Annotated in this window: 11 protein-coding genes; 6 read left to right on the top strand and 5 right to left on the bottom strand. The window is 49.9% G+C overall.

What is annotated here, in order from left to right; translation table 11 throughout:
- The first annotated feature begins 42 nt into the window (after nt 1–42).
- The gene (locus H6F86_RS17845; protein WP_190450073.1) at nt 43–3,024 is read left to right on the top strand and encodes a filamentous hemagglutinin N-terminal domain-containing protein; all 2,982 of its coding nucleotides are present in this window, start codon (nt 43–45) and stop codon (nt 3,022–3,024) included.
- A 580-nt stretch (nt 3,025–3,604) separates the two neighbouring features.
- Here the strand turns inward: H6F86_RS17845 and H6F86_RS17840 are convergent.
- Nucleotides 3,605–4,297 carry an NUDIX domain-containing protein gene (locus tag H6F86_RS17840; RefSeq protein WP_190450072.1) on the bottom strand — a complete coding sequence of 231 codons (693 nt, stop codon included), beginning with the start codon at nt 4,295–4,297 and terminating at the stop codon, nt 3,605–3,607.
- 58 nt (nt 4,298–4,355) lie between these two features.
- On the opposite strand from H6F86_RS17840, the gene H6F86_RS17835 reads away from it, so the two are divergent.
- The 4 genes from H6F86_RS17835 to H6F86_RS17820 all read left to right on the top strand — a co-directional run bounded on the left by H6F86_RS17835 (nt 4,356) and on the right by H6F86_RS17820 (nt 9,035).
- Nucleotides 4,356–5,177 carry a protein phosphatase 2C domain-containing protein gene (locus H6F86_RS17835; RefSeq protein WP_190450071.1) on the top strand — a complete coding sequence of 274 codons (822 nt, stop codon included), beginning with the start codon at nt 4,356–4,358 and terminating at the stop codon, nt 5,175–5,177.
- Nucleotides 5,171–5,953 (top strand): ADP-ribosylglycohydrolase family protein, encoded by a 783-nt coding sequence (locus tag H6F86_RS17830; RefSeq protein WP_190450070.1) that lies wholly within the window; start codon nt 5,171–5,173, stop codon nt 5,951–5,953. The genes H6F86_RS17835 and H6F86_RS17830 overlap by 7 nt, the downstream gene beginning before the upstream one ends.
- The gene (locus H6F86_RS17825) at nt 5,950–7,863 is read left to right on the top strand and encodes a hypothetical protein (RefSeq protein WP_242033580.1); all 1,914 of its coding nucleotides are present in this window, start codon (nt 5,950–5,952) and stop codon (nt 7,861–7,863) included. The genes H6F86_RS17830 and H6F86_RS17825 overlap by 4 nt, the downstream gene beginning before the upstream one ends.
- Before the next feature lie 131 nt (nt 7,864–7,994).
- Nucleotides 7,995–9,035 carry an isochorismatase gene (locus H6F86_RS17820; RefSeq protein ID WP_190450069.1) on the top strand — a complete coding sequence of 347 codons (1,041 nt, stop codon included), beginning with the start codon at nt 7,995–7,997 and terminating at the stop codon, nt 9,033–9,035.
- On the opposite strand, the gene H6F86_RS17815 is transcribed toward H6F86_RS17820, so the two are convergent.
- Entirely contained in the window at nt 9,025–9,654 is a 630-nt protein-coding gene (locus tag H6F86_RS17815) for a Uma2 family endonuclease (RefSeq protein WP_190450068.1), read from the bottom strand. The two genes, H6F86_RS17820 and H6F86_RS17815, sit on opposite strands and share 11 nt — an antisense overlap.
- A gap of 156 nt (nt 9,655–9,810) precedes the next feature.
- On the opposite strand from H6F86_RS17815, the gene H6F86_RS17810 reads away from it, so the two are divergent.
- Nucleotides 9,811–10,602 (top strand): hypothetical protein, encoded by a 792-nt coding sequence (locus H6F86_RS17810; protein ID WP_190450067.1) that lies wholly within the window; start codon nt 9,811–9,813, stop codon nt 10,600–10,602.
- 225 nt (nt 10,603–10,827) lie between these two features.
- Here the strand turns inward: H6F86_RS17810 and H6F86_RS17805 are convergent, their stop codons facing one another.
- From H6F86_RS17805 to H6F86_RS17795, 3 genes are all read right to left on the bottom strand, one after another.
- Entirely contained in the window at nt 10,828–11,271 is a 444-nt protein-coding gene (locus tag H6F86_RS17805) for a response regulator (protein WP_206756053.1), read from the bottom strand.
- Nucleotides 11,272–11,348: 77 nt separating this feature from the next.
- A complete protein-coding gene (locus H6F86_RS17800; protein ID WP_190450065.1) occupies nt 11,349–12,299 on the bottom strand; it encodes a branched-chain amino acid ABC transporter permease in 951 nt (316 codons plus the stop codon).
- Between the two features lie 68 nt (nt 12,300–12,367).
- Complete coding sequence (locus tag H6F86_RS17795; protein WP_190450064.1) at nt 12,368–13,606, bottom strand: ABC transporter substrate-binding protein; 1,239 nt, start codon at nt 13,604–13,606, stop codon at nt 12,368–12,370.
- Nucleotides 13,607–13,683: the final 77 nt, after the last annotated feature.

The following is a 13,683-nucleotide window of genomic DNA, read 5'->3' as shown; positions in this document are numbered from 1 at the left end:
AATAAGAGATTCCGAGCCGTCGCACTGGAGGGGACGTTGGTTATGGTCGGACGATCGCAATGGTTACGTTTTATCAGTCAGGTCTGCTGCCTTACGTTGCTGGGGTTGGGCGATCGTAGCGTGGCGCAAGTCACACCCGACACAACGCTGCCAAGCGGCGAGCGATCGCAAGTCTCTGCGGGACCGCTGTTTCAAATTGATGGGGGTGCCATTCGCGATCGCAACCTGTTCCATAGCTTTGCCCAGTTTTCTTTAAGGCAAGGCGAAACAACGTTTTTCAATAATGCCGCGACGATTACCAATATCATCAGTCGCGTGACGGGTGGGCAACCATCTCAACTAGACGGGTTAATCCAAACCAGCGGGAGCGCCAATCTTTTTTTCATCAATCCCAGCGGTATTCTTTTTGGACCTAATGCCGCGCTTAACGTGGGTGGTTCCTTTCTGGCTACCACTGCAAGCGCCATTCAGTTTGGCAATGAGGGTCTTTACAGCGCAACCAATCCCACTGCGCCATCGCTGCTGACAGTCAACCCATCGGCGTTGCTGTTTAACCAACTAGCAAATCAGTCGATCGTCAGCCAGGCAAAGCTCCAGGTGCCCAGCGGTCAGAGTCTAGCACTGGTAGGCGGCAATGTTTTGCTTAACCAAGCGGCGTTGCTAGCGCAAGGTGGGCGAGTAGAGCTAGGCGGCTTGTTTGGTCAAGGTGTCGTGGCGCTAAATGGCAACGGCAGCAGTCTGCGCTTGAGCTATCAAGACTTACAACAACCACTAGCCGACCTGTCGTTGACGGGGGCTGAAGTGAATGTTCGTACAGGCGGCAGCATTGGCGTGAATGCCCAAAACTTGCGTCTTGCTAGCGGCAGTAAGCTACAAGGTGGCGTTGCTACGGGTGAAGGCATTCCAGGCAGTAAGGCAGGCGACATTGACCTGAAGGTGTCGGGTGCGATCGTATTTACGGATGGGAGCTTGATTGATCATGCAACATTGGGCAATGCCGACAGCGGTAATGTCAACGTTACGGCTGGCTCCATACTGCTGAAGGACGGTTCGCAGATCAATGCCAGCAGCTTTGGCAGAGGGAATAGTGGCACTGTCACGCTGCGATCGCAAGGTGCGGTGATCGTTGATGGTGAAGCTAGCGGTGGGCGACCAGGCGGTATCTTCAGCCAAATTAATGCTAATGCGGTGGGCAACAGTGGCGGCATTAACATCTTTGCTGAATCTGTCACAGTGACCAATGGTGCGCTTTTGTCCGCCAGCACACTCGGAATTGGTGACTCGGGCAGCATTAACATTCAGGCACAGAGGGAGGTGCGCTTTGCAGGCGTAGGTTCGGTCAATCGGTCCGCAAGTGGTGCCTTTAGCGGCGTTCAAAGCGGGGCAGTGGGCAATAGTAGCGGCATTACCATTGTTGCTGACAGCTTACTCATGGAAAACGGCGCTCAACTCGATGCCAACACGTTTGGTCAAGGGAATGCAGGACTGATCGACCTTCGGGTATTGGATGCTGTGACGCTAAAGGGCGATTCATCAGGCGTTCTTGGCGATCCTGGCGGCATTTACAGCTACATTGGTGAACGCGCGATCGGCAATAGCAGTGGCATTAGCATTACGGCACGCTCGTTCTCTATGCAAAATGGGGCAGCGCTAGTCGCCAGTACTTTTGGGCAGGGGAACGGAGGCGATATTCGCTTGCAGATTGCTGACTCTGTAACGTTAGACGGGCAAACGCCACAATTCTCCAGCGGTATTTTCAGCAGCGTCAGCCGTATTGCCCAGGGTGACAGCGGACAAATCAGCCTCGCTGCCGCTTCGCTTACCGTCACGAATGGAGCCGCGATCGCCACCAGTGCACTTGGTAATGGCAAAATGGCTGGGGTCAACATCAACGTTGCAGGCGCAGTTTCCTTCGATGGCGTTGGATTGGATGGCTTTCCCAGTGGCATTTTTAGTCGTGTGGGTCGGGGTGCGATTAAGGATGAGATCGGCGGAAACGCCATCACCGTTACGGCGCGGTCAGTCTCGCTAACCAATGGCGCACAGTTTCAAACGAGCACTCTCGGTCAACAACCCGCAGGCTCCATTAGCATTAACGCGATCGATGATGTGCGAATCGTGGGCAAGGATGCAGCGACGGGGCAATCTAGCGGCTTGTTTAGTGCGACCACCATTAACAGCAGCGGCAATGGTGGCAATGTTAACGTGGGGGCACGATCGCTATATCTGCAAGATAACGCCGTTATTTCTGCTCAAAGTAGAGGGAGAGGGAATGCTGGCACGATCACCCTTAGCCTGCACGAACGTCTGCAAGCCATTGACAGCCAGATTCTAACGACATCAGCTCAGGCGGCAGGTGGCAACATTGCGATCGCCGCCCGCATCATTGAGCTACGCGGCAATAGCGATCTGACAACAAGTGTCTTGAGCGGCACTGGCAGCGGCGGCAATATTACCTTGGGTGCACAGGCGATCGTGGCGCTTGATGACAGCGACATTCTGGCAGCGTCCCGCGACGGCAGTGGAGGCGACATTACTTTGAATACACCTGCCTTCTTCGGCTTTCGCTATCGACCGGATGCTGACAGTTCTAACATTGCGGCGCTAGATGGCAATGATCGGGTTGATGTCAATGCCAGCGGTAGGCTACGGGCGGGAAACGTGGTTGTACCCAGGGTGACATTGCAGCCAAGCCGCGTATCTTTGCCCACGGAGGTTGTAGACACCAGCCAGCTTATCGCCCAAAGCTGTATGGCTCGCAGTTTGCGTCAAGGTAGCTTTATTGTCACAGGGGCAGGCGGCTTGCCAAGTTTGCCAGATGATTTGGTGACAACACCATTTGCAACTGATGAGACAACGCTTGTCACCTCAGTGCAAGCCAACAGAGAAACGGGAAATAAAGAGGATGGAGAGCATTCAAAGACTGCATTGGGAGCGGCAGGGGCTAGTATCGTTGAAGCAGATGGTCTTTATGAACTAGAAAATGGTGGGATCGTCCTGGGTCGATCGTGTAACCGCTTCTAAGGATCGTGAATTTAATCAATCCGCAAACTGTACGGGCGAACTTAACAGACCAAACGGCATCCTGCAATCGCTTTGACAGCAAAACCCGCCCCTACCAAAGATCGAGCTTATTTAATTCCCATTCCTAAAGCAGAATCCGTAAAACCTTGAGCCTGCTTTCCAAAAGTGGAAAGTCGCTTGCATCACAGAGGAATGTCTTTGCAGAGCAATTGTCTTAGTGTTGATTTACACCAGTAACCTTAAGAAAAGCTCCATACGAGCGCTAGCCTGTTCTTGAACGCCTCCTATGCAATTTGCCTTGAGTCGTTGCAGTTGGGCAACAGATAAAATTGATTAACATTGATTCTGTTTGCTTTCAAATGCATTGGGCTGTTCTTTAATTTCTAGCGATCGTTTGTGCTTCGACGGTCAACAGTGTTCGCCCCAGACCCATCCCTGGGGCTTTCTTATCTCCGAGTCTTAGCAAGAGTTAGACCAATTTCCTTGCTACATGCTACACACAAAGCAAGCGCCTCCTGACTGTGGCTTCTCTCGTCAAAAGGGGGATCAAGCGGGGGATATAGCCAGTACTTTTTGATAACTAAAGCTCAAAGTTGAACCCTTTTTCTTTCAATTGACGGTACGTTGATTCGTCAAATTGGTAAAGTCGGGCAGCTCGATGGGCGACTTCGGTCTGGGTTTCATCTAATTCGATTAGCAAACCCATTTTGAGAATTTTTTTGCGGAAGTTGCGTTTATCAAGAGGCATTCCCAGCACCGTTTCGTAGAGGGTTTGCAGTTGGGAAAGGGTGAATTTCTTGGGGAGAAGTTCAAACCCGATCGGCTCATAACGAACCTTTCCTTTCAGTCGGGCGATCGCCACTGCAATGATTTCGTTATGGTCAAACGCGAGGGGTGGTAACTGAGTGATGGAAAACCATCCCGCCTCACTAGCATCCGTTGCTGCCTGAATGAGATGTTCTTGAAGATTGACCAGGGCGTAATAGGCAATGGTAACAACGCGCTCACGAGGGTCGCGATCGAGCAGACCGAAGGTATACAACTGCTCTAAGAACACGTCTTTCAGCCCAGTTTCTTCCTGTAGCTCCCGACGGGCAGCCGCATCCACTGATTCATCAACGCGGACAAAACCGCCAGGCAGTGCCCATTGATCTTGAAAAGGGGGCAAGCTGCGCCGGATGAGCATGACTTTGAGGCTGTTCGGCTCATCCAACCCAAAGACGACGCAATCGACAGCCAGGTTAGGACGGGAATATTCATACGTGTAGGTCATGGGTTGACATCGTGTAATTTTGACACTAAGCTTGGTGTTATAGAAACACTATCCCACAATGAAGAACGAATTTGAACTGGTAGGTGGCTCGGTTATCGGGCGAGAACATCTGCGAGTGGGCAAGAATAACCAGGATGCGTATAGCTGGAATGTATCTGAAGCAGGGGCGATCGCGGTGGTATGTGATGGGTGCGGCAGCGGGATGCATAGTGAGGTTGGTGCAAATTTAGGTGCCCGCATGATTGTGGAAACGCTGCATCGTTCTCTGAAGGGTGGTATGTGCTTGGAGCATGAGGAGTTTTGGCAAACCATTCAGCAAAAGCTATTGAACCAGTTGCAACAAGTTGCAGAGCATTTGGGGGGCGATCAAGCACAAACGGTACGGGATTATTTGCTCTTTACGAGCGCGGGCGCTGTCATTACACCTGCCATTACCTCCATCTTCACATTAGGCGATGGCGTGATTGCAGTTAATGATCAAGTCATGCAGTTAGGTCCGTTCGCCAACAATGCGCCGCCGTATTTAGCGTATGGTTTGCTGGAGGGGAACGTCTCAGAATCCCTACCGCTCAAAGCATTGCAGGTTTTACCAACTAAGCAGGTGCAGTCTATGTTGCTGGGCAGTGATGGCGTGAGTGATTTGATGGAAGTGGCTGCACACGCACTACCAGGACGATCGGATGTTGTAGGTGACATAGCTCAGTTTTGGCAGGACGAGCGTTATTTTCGCAATCCTGATCAGGTGCGGCGGCGTTTAGCACTGATCAACCGCGAAGTCACAATGCTCAATCCACAATCCCAACAATGCTCAAGGCAGCCTGGTTTGTTGCCAGATGACACAACCCTGATTGTAATTCGCAGAAAGGAGGCGGTATGTTAGGCGCGATAGCGGGTGATATCATTGGTTCCGTTTACGAGTGGAACAACATCAAGACTAAACAATTTCGGCTGTTTCGCTCAGAATCCCGGTTTACGGATGACACGGTGTTAACGGTCGCGATCGCCGATGCCATTCTAAATCAGGGCGACTATACCGACACTCTGAAGCAGTATCATCAGCGCTTTCCAGGGCCTGGCTATGGTGGTACGTTTAACGCCTGGGCTGGCTCCAGTAATAGGGAGCCTTATAACAGTTGGGGTAATGGTTCTGCGATGCGTGTTAGTCCAGTGAGCTATGCGTTTGACAATTTGGAGCAGGTGTTACAGGAAGCTAAACGCAGTGCTGCGGTGACACACGACCACCCCGAAGGCATTAAGGGAGCGCAGGCAACTGCTGCCGCCGTTTTTCTAGCACGGACGGGACAAAGCAAACCTGAAATCAAGGCTTACATTGAATCAACCTTTGCCTACGATTTGAGCCAAACATTAGATGCTATTCGTCCCAGTTATCAGTTTGATGTCTCCTGCCAGGGTTCTGTTCCACAAGCCATTACAGCGTTTCTAGAATCAACGGATTTTGAGGATGCGATTCGTAATGCCATTTCTCTAGGTGGTGACAGTGACACGATCGCGTGCATTGCAGGCAGTATTGCTGAAGCGTTTTATGGGGGTGTACCAGAGGCGATCGCCCAAGAAACTATGATTCGCCTCGATCAGCGTTTGATGGATGTTGTAGACACATTTACCACTCGTTATCCATCTCACCAAGTTCATTGAGTGATAAAATTATGGATGTCTATATTAATGGAAAACGGATTCGGGCTGACCCCAAGAAGGCGATCGGTAAAGGTGGCGAAGCGGATGTTTTTCAGCTTGATCAAACCACAGCCCTAAAGCTATTCAAACTACCGACGCACTCAGATTATCAAGGCTTACCACAGGAGCAACAAACTGCCCGCGATCGTCTTCAAATCCATCAACAAAAACTACTTCAATTTCCCCATCATTTACCATCACGAGTGGTTGCCCCCAGCGCTCTTGCCACTGATAAAGCGGGAAAAATGATTCTCGGTTACACCATGCCATTGTTGAGCGGTACTAATCCTTTGTTGCGCTACAGTGAACGCAGCTTTCGGCAAACAGGGATTTCTGCCCAGACCGTTGTACAAGTTTTTCAAGATTTGCATGACACGGTTTCTAAGCTACACTTCCATCACGTTATTATTGGTGATTTCAATGACTTAAATGTGCTGGTACGAGGGACAGAAGCTTATTGCATTGATGCGGATTCGTTTCAGTTTGAGTCTTTTCCCTGCATGATGTTTACGGCTCGTTTTGTTGATCCGTTATTATGTGATCCAAGCGCTCCTCAAGCGCTCCTGAAAAGACCTCCCACTACTGATTCTGACTGGTATGCCTTCGCGGTGATGTTGATGCAGTGTTTATTGTTTGTTGATCCCTATGGAGGCATTTATAAACCCAAAGACCCGCAGCAGAAGGTGTTACAGGCGGCACGATCGCTCCATCGCATTACAGTCTTTCATCCAGAGGTGCATTACCCCAAGCCAGCTATTCCCTATCGTGTTTTGCCAGATGAGTTGCTGCATTACTTTCAGCAGGTATTTGTACACGATCGGCGGGGAGAATTTCCACGATCGCTGCTGGATAACTTGCGCTGGATGCAATGCCCTACATGCAACAGAGAACATGCCCGTTCTGTTTGTCCTGACTGCCAACAAACGGTTCTCATTGCCGTAAAGGCGGTAACAACAGTGCGGGGAACGGTGACTGCAACGCGATTGTTCCAAACCAAAGGGGTGATTTTGGTTGCCACTGTAAATCAGGGACAATTGAAATGGGTGTACCACGATCGTGGACACTTCCATCGCGAAGATGGTTCTGTAATCCTGAACGGTGAACTAAAACCGAATCTTGACTGGCGTATTCAAGGCAACCGCACACTTCTAGGCTATCAGGGGCAGGTCATAACCTTCCATTCACATAAAGCACCCGAACGAATCGCAGTTGAAAATCTTGGCTCAATTACCCTCTTTGATGCCAATGAATCAGCTTCTTACTGGATTAGCAACGGACAACTCTTATGGAACAACCCCTACGCCCTGCTCCCCACTCTCCACAGCCCTTCCCACATCGGAGATGTTTTATCCAATCAAACCCGTTTTTGGGTCGGCTCTCGGTTTGGTTTTGGCTTTTATCAAGCTGGTAATCTCAACGTTGCCTTTGTCTTCGATGTTGATAAACCAGGGCTGAACGATCGCGTTCAATTGCCCACATGGCAAGGGCAACTCATCCACGCTACCTGCACCTTTAGCCAGGAGTATGGCTGGCTGTTCTTGACCACTCAAACGCACGGACAAATCCATCACACCTGTGTAGTCATTCAGTCAAATGGAACCATTGCTGCTACGGCTCAAGCAACCAGTGGCACCGACCATTGGTTATCAGCCATCAGCAAGAAAGATCCTGGTTGTGCGATCGCCAATTTTTTCTTAGCAGCCACCGATAATGGCATTATCCGCATCGAACTACAGCAAGGGCAACTCGTTCACACAAAGACCTTTGCCGATACTGAACCATTTGTAGACAGCAGTTGCCAACTGTTGCCTGCGTTAAATAGCTTGTATGTAGTTAGCTCTCACGAAATTTACCAACTCGCGATCGCTTAACCACAACAGATAGTCGTAGGGACGGGTTTAGCAAGTATATTTCTGCATCCTTCACTTAATGACAAAACCCGCCTCTACAAGCTTTGCCACAATTGCAATCCATTCGCTTTACTTTTTAGGAGATTCATCTCATGACAACTCAAACGCAATGTCCCATTCCTTCGCATTTCGATACTCAACGAGTCGGTGAGGTTTGGCGCGTTCCTTACCAGGAGCGGGCAGCGCAGGCGAAAGCGTGGGCAAAACAGCAGGGGTTACAACCAGCAGCAAAAGATAAAACGCGCCTTTGCTTAATGGCGATCGATGTACAAAATACGTTCTGTATTCCTGGTTTCGAACTCTTTGTCGGTGGTCGATCGGGCAATGGAGCCGTAGAAGACAACCAGCGTTTATGCCAATTTATCTATCGCAACTTGGATGTAATTACTGAAATTGCACCCACGATGGACACTCACACAGCCATGCAGATCTTTCACCCTGGTTTTTGGGTGAATGATGCAGGCGATCATCCCACACCCATGACCATGATTTCGTTAACCGATGTGCAGCAGGGTGTATGGAAAGTGAATCCTGCGATCGCCTATAGCCTGACGCAGGGCAACTACATGGTACTGCAACGGTTTGCCTTGCACTATACCCATCGACTCAGCGATAACGGCAAATATCCTCTCACCATCTGGCCCTATCACGCGATGCTGGGCGGCATTGGTCACGCGCTTGTTTCTGCGGTGGAAGAAGCTTGCTTTTTTCACGCGATCGCCCGCAACAGTCAGACCAACTTTGAAATTAAAGGTGGTAATCCCTTAACTGAAAACTACTCAGTGCTGCGTCCCGAAGTGCTGGATAGTGCTGATGGTCGCCCGATCGCCCAAAAGAATACGCGCTTTATTCAAAAGTTGCTGGAGTTTGATGCGGTGATTATTGCTGGACAGGCAAAAAGCCACTGTGTTGCCTGGACAATTGACGATTTGTTGACTGAGATCCAGGCACAAGACCCTAGCCTTGCCAAAAAAGTGTATTTGCTGGAGGATTGCACCTCGCCCGTTGTGGTTCCGGGTGTAGTCGATTTCACCGATCAAGCCAATGCAGCGTTTCAGCGTTTCGCCGATGCTGGAATGCAGGTAGTGAAATCCACAGAGGCGATCGCATCTTGGGCAGGCATTAATTTGTAGGAGCCGGACGGCTGGCAGTGAAAACCTGTTCAGCCGTCAGATGGATTTCTGGAAAGGTAGGAGAGAGAATTGGGTCAGACTGATGAAACTGGCTAACTTGATACTCACCATCCACTAATGTAAAAAGGCTCAACGTCGGTTGTTTGGGTTGTCCAGTGTAGCGACTGGCTCCCAATGCAGCATAATCAACCACCCAATACTCAGGAATACCTAGTGCCTCGTAGTCTGCCAATTTTTTGAGATAGTCATCCCGCCAATTCGTGCTCACCACTTCTACAATTAACCGCACTGATCGCCCCTGAGTAATGGTCGATCGTGGTTCCCATAGTGGGTCATCGTCGATCGTCGTCTCATCCAAAACAATCACATCGGGTTGATAGCCAGAGCGATTGGTATCAATGGGCTTGACCACACAATCTCTGGGAATGAAGTAAGGGAGTTTCAAGCACTCAATCTCGACACTGAACCGAGCGTCAATAAACCCTGAAACCTCGCTGTGCTGACCTGTTGGTTGCATCTCAACGATCAATCCATCAATGAGTTCATAGCGTCCCTCACCGTTTGGATACCAATCGAGAAATTCGTCCAGATTCATCAATTGCGGTAAGGCTTGAGTCATTATGGCTTCGCCTCCAAGAACCTATTGACCATTTTGGCATATTCTCTTCGCGTGCCCATTTCTAATCCGTTCATAAACGTTTCAAGACCCTACCATGAGGCAAAAAATAGCAGCCTCAACGCCAACGCAACCCCATTCAATTTAAGGAGAATCTTGATGTCACAAGTACCCGATCTAAATCAACTCTTTCAATCGGCTCAGGTAGAAGGCATTCTGTCTAACGATTCATTGCAAGCGCTCAATGTGCATGATATTGGTGCCCAAATTCAAGCAGGGTTGGGTATTCGAGTTGATGATGTCACCGCTAGTGAAGTCGTGCTAGTCACGATCATGCCGGATGATTCTGGCTCGATCGAGTATGGCGGCAATGCGGCGATCGTTCGTGCTGGGCACAACACCGTTCTGGATGCCTTGCTCAACTCCAACCAGCAAGACAACATTCTGGTACACAATCGTTACCTGAATGGGTTTGTCCTGTATCCCTACTGCTCCGTCTCGCAAGCCGTGCGGATGGACGCTCAGAACTATACGCCCAATCAGGGAACGCCCTTGTATGACGAAGCGGTTGTGCTTTTGGGAACCGTGTTGGCAAAAGCGCAGGAGTTTGCCGATAACGGAGTACCTGTACGAACCGTAACCCTGATCATTTCTGATGGAGCCGATGCCCATTCTCACCGAGCGTCTGCTAAAACCGTGCGATCGCTCGTTCAAGATCTGCTGCGAACCGAAAATCATATCATCGCTGCTATGGGCATTGACGATGGTGGCACCGATTTCCATCAGGTTTTTCGAGAGATGGGGATTCGAGAGCAATGGATTCTTACCCCAGGCAACAGTCAGAAAGAGATTCGGAATGCCTTTCAGGTCTTTTCGCAATCGGCTGTGCGTGCCAGCCAAAGCGCGGGTGGCTTTAGCCAAGCGTCATTAGGCGGGTTTAGCGCTTCATAGTAAAAACCCCTATTAAAGAGCATGATGAGTTTTTTGAACTGCACCAATTGATGCCGTTGATGCCGCAGTTGAAGCTAGAGGTAGGGTGTTTCCATGAGCTTTTGCCTGTTCCAAATCTGGCTAATGCAGTCCCATCCGGTTGCTAGATCGATCGGCTCTTGAGGCTACTTGCTGGAGATGAAGGGGTATGGTGTCTGCAAGTGGAAACGGCTGTAATGGCTGGTTTCAAGGACGTTCACCAGTAGCCGCAATTGCTGCCAGGACTTTAGTTAACAAAAGCTGGTAGTCAAAGGGTTTATCAACGAAGTCTTGAAAGCCCGCTGTGACTGCCCGACTTTTGTTAGCCTCGGTGACAGCAGCAGTCAGAGCAATGGCAGGAGTCAGAACAAGACCTTGCTCTCGTTCCCGTTGTCGCCACTGCTCAAGAAACATATAGCCGCTGGCATCAGGGAGCACGATATTAACCAAAATAATGTCAAACTTTTGCTGTTCGAGTATGGTTAGTGCCTCCTGCCCCGTGGTGACAAGGCTAACAGTAGCACCGGCATAGTCCAGAATATCCAGTAGGAGTCGTTGCGTCGTCGGCTCATCTTCGATGGCAAGTATGGTTAAGCCCTGAAGAGCAGGGGCGTTCTGAGTCACAGCATTACCACCTGTAGCGAAAGACATCCGTTGCCATTTTACTGCGGGGCACTGACAGGCCTTTATTAAATAAGACTGTTAGAACCCTCTGTCTCGGTCTGAAACTAAACTTTTTGCACGAACGATCGTCCTAGCAAGCCCTGGGGTCGTACCATCAGCATGATGAATAAAAGCCCAAAGGCGATCGCATCTCTGTAGGCAGAGTAGTCTCCTGGCACAAACGCTTCTACCAACCCGATGACCAGACCGCCCACAACAGCACCGGGAATACTGCCCAAACCACCTAGCACAATGACTGCTAGCCCTTTTAGCCCAAAGCCAATGCCAAAATACGGTCCTGCAATGCTGACGCTGGAGCCAACGAGCGTGCCTGCCAAACTGCCCAAAAAGCCGCTGATAAAGAACGTCAGGACGATAAAGCGATCGGTATCAATGCCTAGCAAACTTGCTGTCGTGGCGTCTTCCGCCACTGCCCGCATTGCTTTGCCATACTTGGTGGCATTAATTAAATAAGTAAGAAGGGACAAAATCACGACCGAAACGGCGAAGATTACAATTTGCACACTGCGGATCGGGATAGGATTCTCAACTGTCCCAAAATTGATTGCAGGCGGCAAGTTGCCATAAATATCTGCCGGAAAGGTATAGCTCTCTGCACCAACGAGATACTGAATCACGTTGACAATCACGAACGCGACACCGAGGCTAGAAACAACTGTTAGCAGAGGATCTGCGCCTCTTCGTCGGAGGGGTCGAAACGCCAAACGCTCGACCAGCACACTCACGAAACCAGAGAGAATGCTACTCACGACGATCGCCACTGCAAACGGCATTTTCACCGGTAACATCGCATTTGCCAGCAAGCCGTTAAACCCAAACGCTCCGCCAATCAACACATAGGTAAAGTACGCACCCAGCGTAAAAATTGCGCCGTGGGCAAAGTTGATGATGCCCAAAATGGAAAAGACGAGCGTGTAGCCTAAGGCAAAAATGGCATAGACACTGCCGATCGACAGCCCATTCAAAAAGTTTTGCAGAAAGATAGTCAGACTCATGACGTGTGTTCAATGTTTCAAACCGTCAACCGATAGACAGATGAATTAGCATTCCCTCTTGGCAAACCTCATTTCAAATAAGCAAACGTGCCGCTATTACCGTTTGCATCCATCTTGATTTGGGCAACGTAGAATTCTTTCTGCACAATTTCACCTTCAGGCGTAAACGAAATTTCGCCTAGTGGCGTGTTGTATTTGCCAACAAGCAGTTGCTTATTGAGTGCGGTTCGTAACGCTGGTAATGCAGTTTGGGTTACTTTTGACTGTTTATCTAATACCCTTAACGCCTCTACAAAGACCTGCACACCTGCAAAGGTTTGGGCACTAAACTGCGGCGGCTCTTTTTTGAACTGGTTACGATACGCAGTGCGAAAGGCAGCGTTCACTTCACCAGGTTGCTCTGGGCTATAGGCTTGGGCAATCAACACACCGTCACACAGCGCTTTGCAAACGGAAAACACATTGGATGTATTCAGCCCATTGCCGCCAATGATGAGCCCTTTGTAGCCCAGCTCTCTAAGTTGACGCACGAGATTACCACCATCTGCTGCCAGCCCAGAAATGATGACTAAATCAGGCTTGAGATTAATGGCTGCCGTTGCTTGACTTTGAAAATCAGTGTCGGTGGTAAGGAACTTTTGAACGGTGGCAAGTTCGAGGTTTTGTTCCTTCACCGTCTGCTGAAAGATCTCGGTTTCGGACTTGTTGAAGGCATCGTTCTGAGCGTAGAAGACTGCCACTTTCTTGATTTGAGGATTGATTTTAAGTGCGGCTTTGACAGCATTAGGAGCCACTACCGAAACGGGTGCAGACACACGAGCAATGTACTCACCAATTTGTGGAATGCCTTTAGCTGTGTTGGAGGGTCCAAGAACAGGCACTTTCGCACGATCGGCGATCGGATCAGCACTAAACGCCTGCTGCGACAATGTGGGTCCAACAATGCCAACTACTTTATCTTTTGTAATCAGCGCCTGAAACGCATTGTTTGCGCCCTGCTCATCGCCGCCCGTGTCTTGAAACACAAGCCGAATCGGTGTGCCATTGATGCCACCTTTACTGTTGAAATATTGCTCGGCAATTTTTGCGCCAGCGACTTCTTCTTGCCCCAGCAGCGCCACGTTACTGGTTTGAGCGACACCAATGCCGATCGGAATACCCGTAGTTGCTCCGTTCGTTGGAGACGCATTTGACGCACCAGATGCCTGCGGTGATGCACCCGTCGTTGCCGGAGGCGTATTGGGACTACAGGCAGCGATCGCGATCGCCAAAGCTGCTAAAACTGAGAGCCGAGTTGTTACTTGCATAAACCGATCGCTTAAGTCCTTTCACACATAGCATCTCACAAACCGATGGCATGACTGAAGCCAGTGTTAAAACCCTT

The organism is Phormidium sp. FACHB-592, from assembly GCF_014695795.1.
Classification (GTDB): domain Bacteria; phylum Cyanobacteriota; class Cyanobacteriia; order Leptolyngbyales; family Leptolyngbyaceae; genus Stenomitos.
This window is presented reverse-complemented; position numbering and strand designations above follow the sequence as displayed.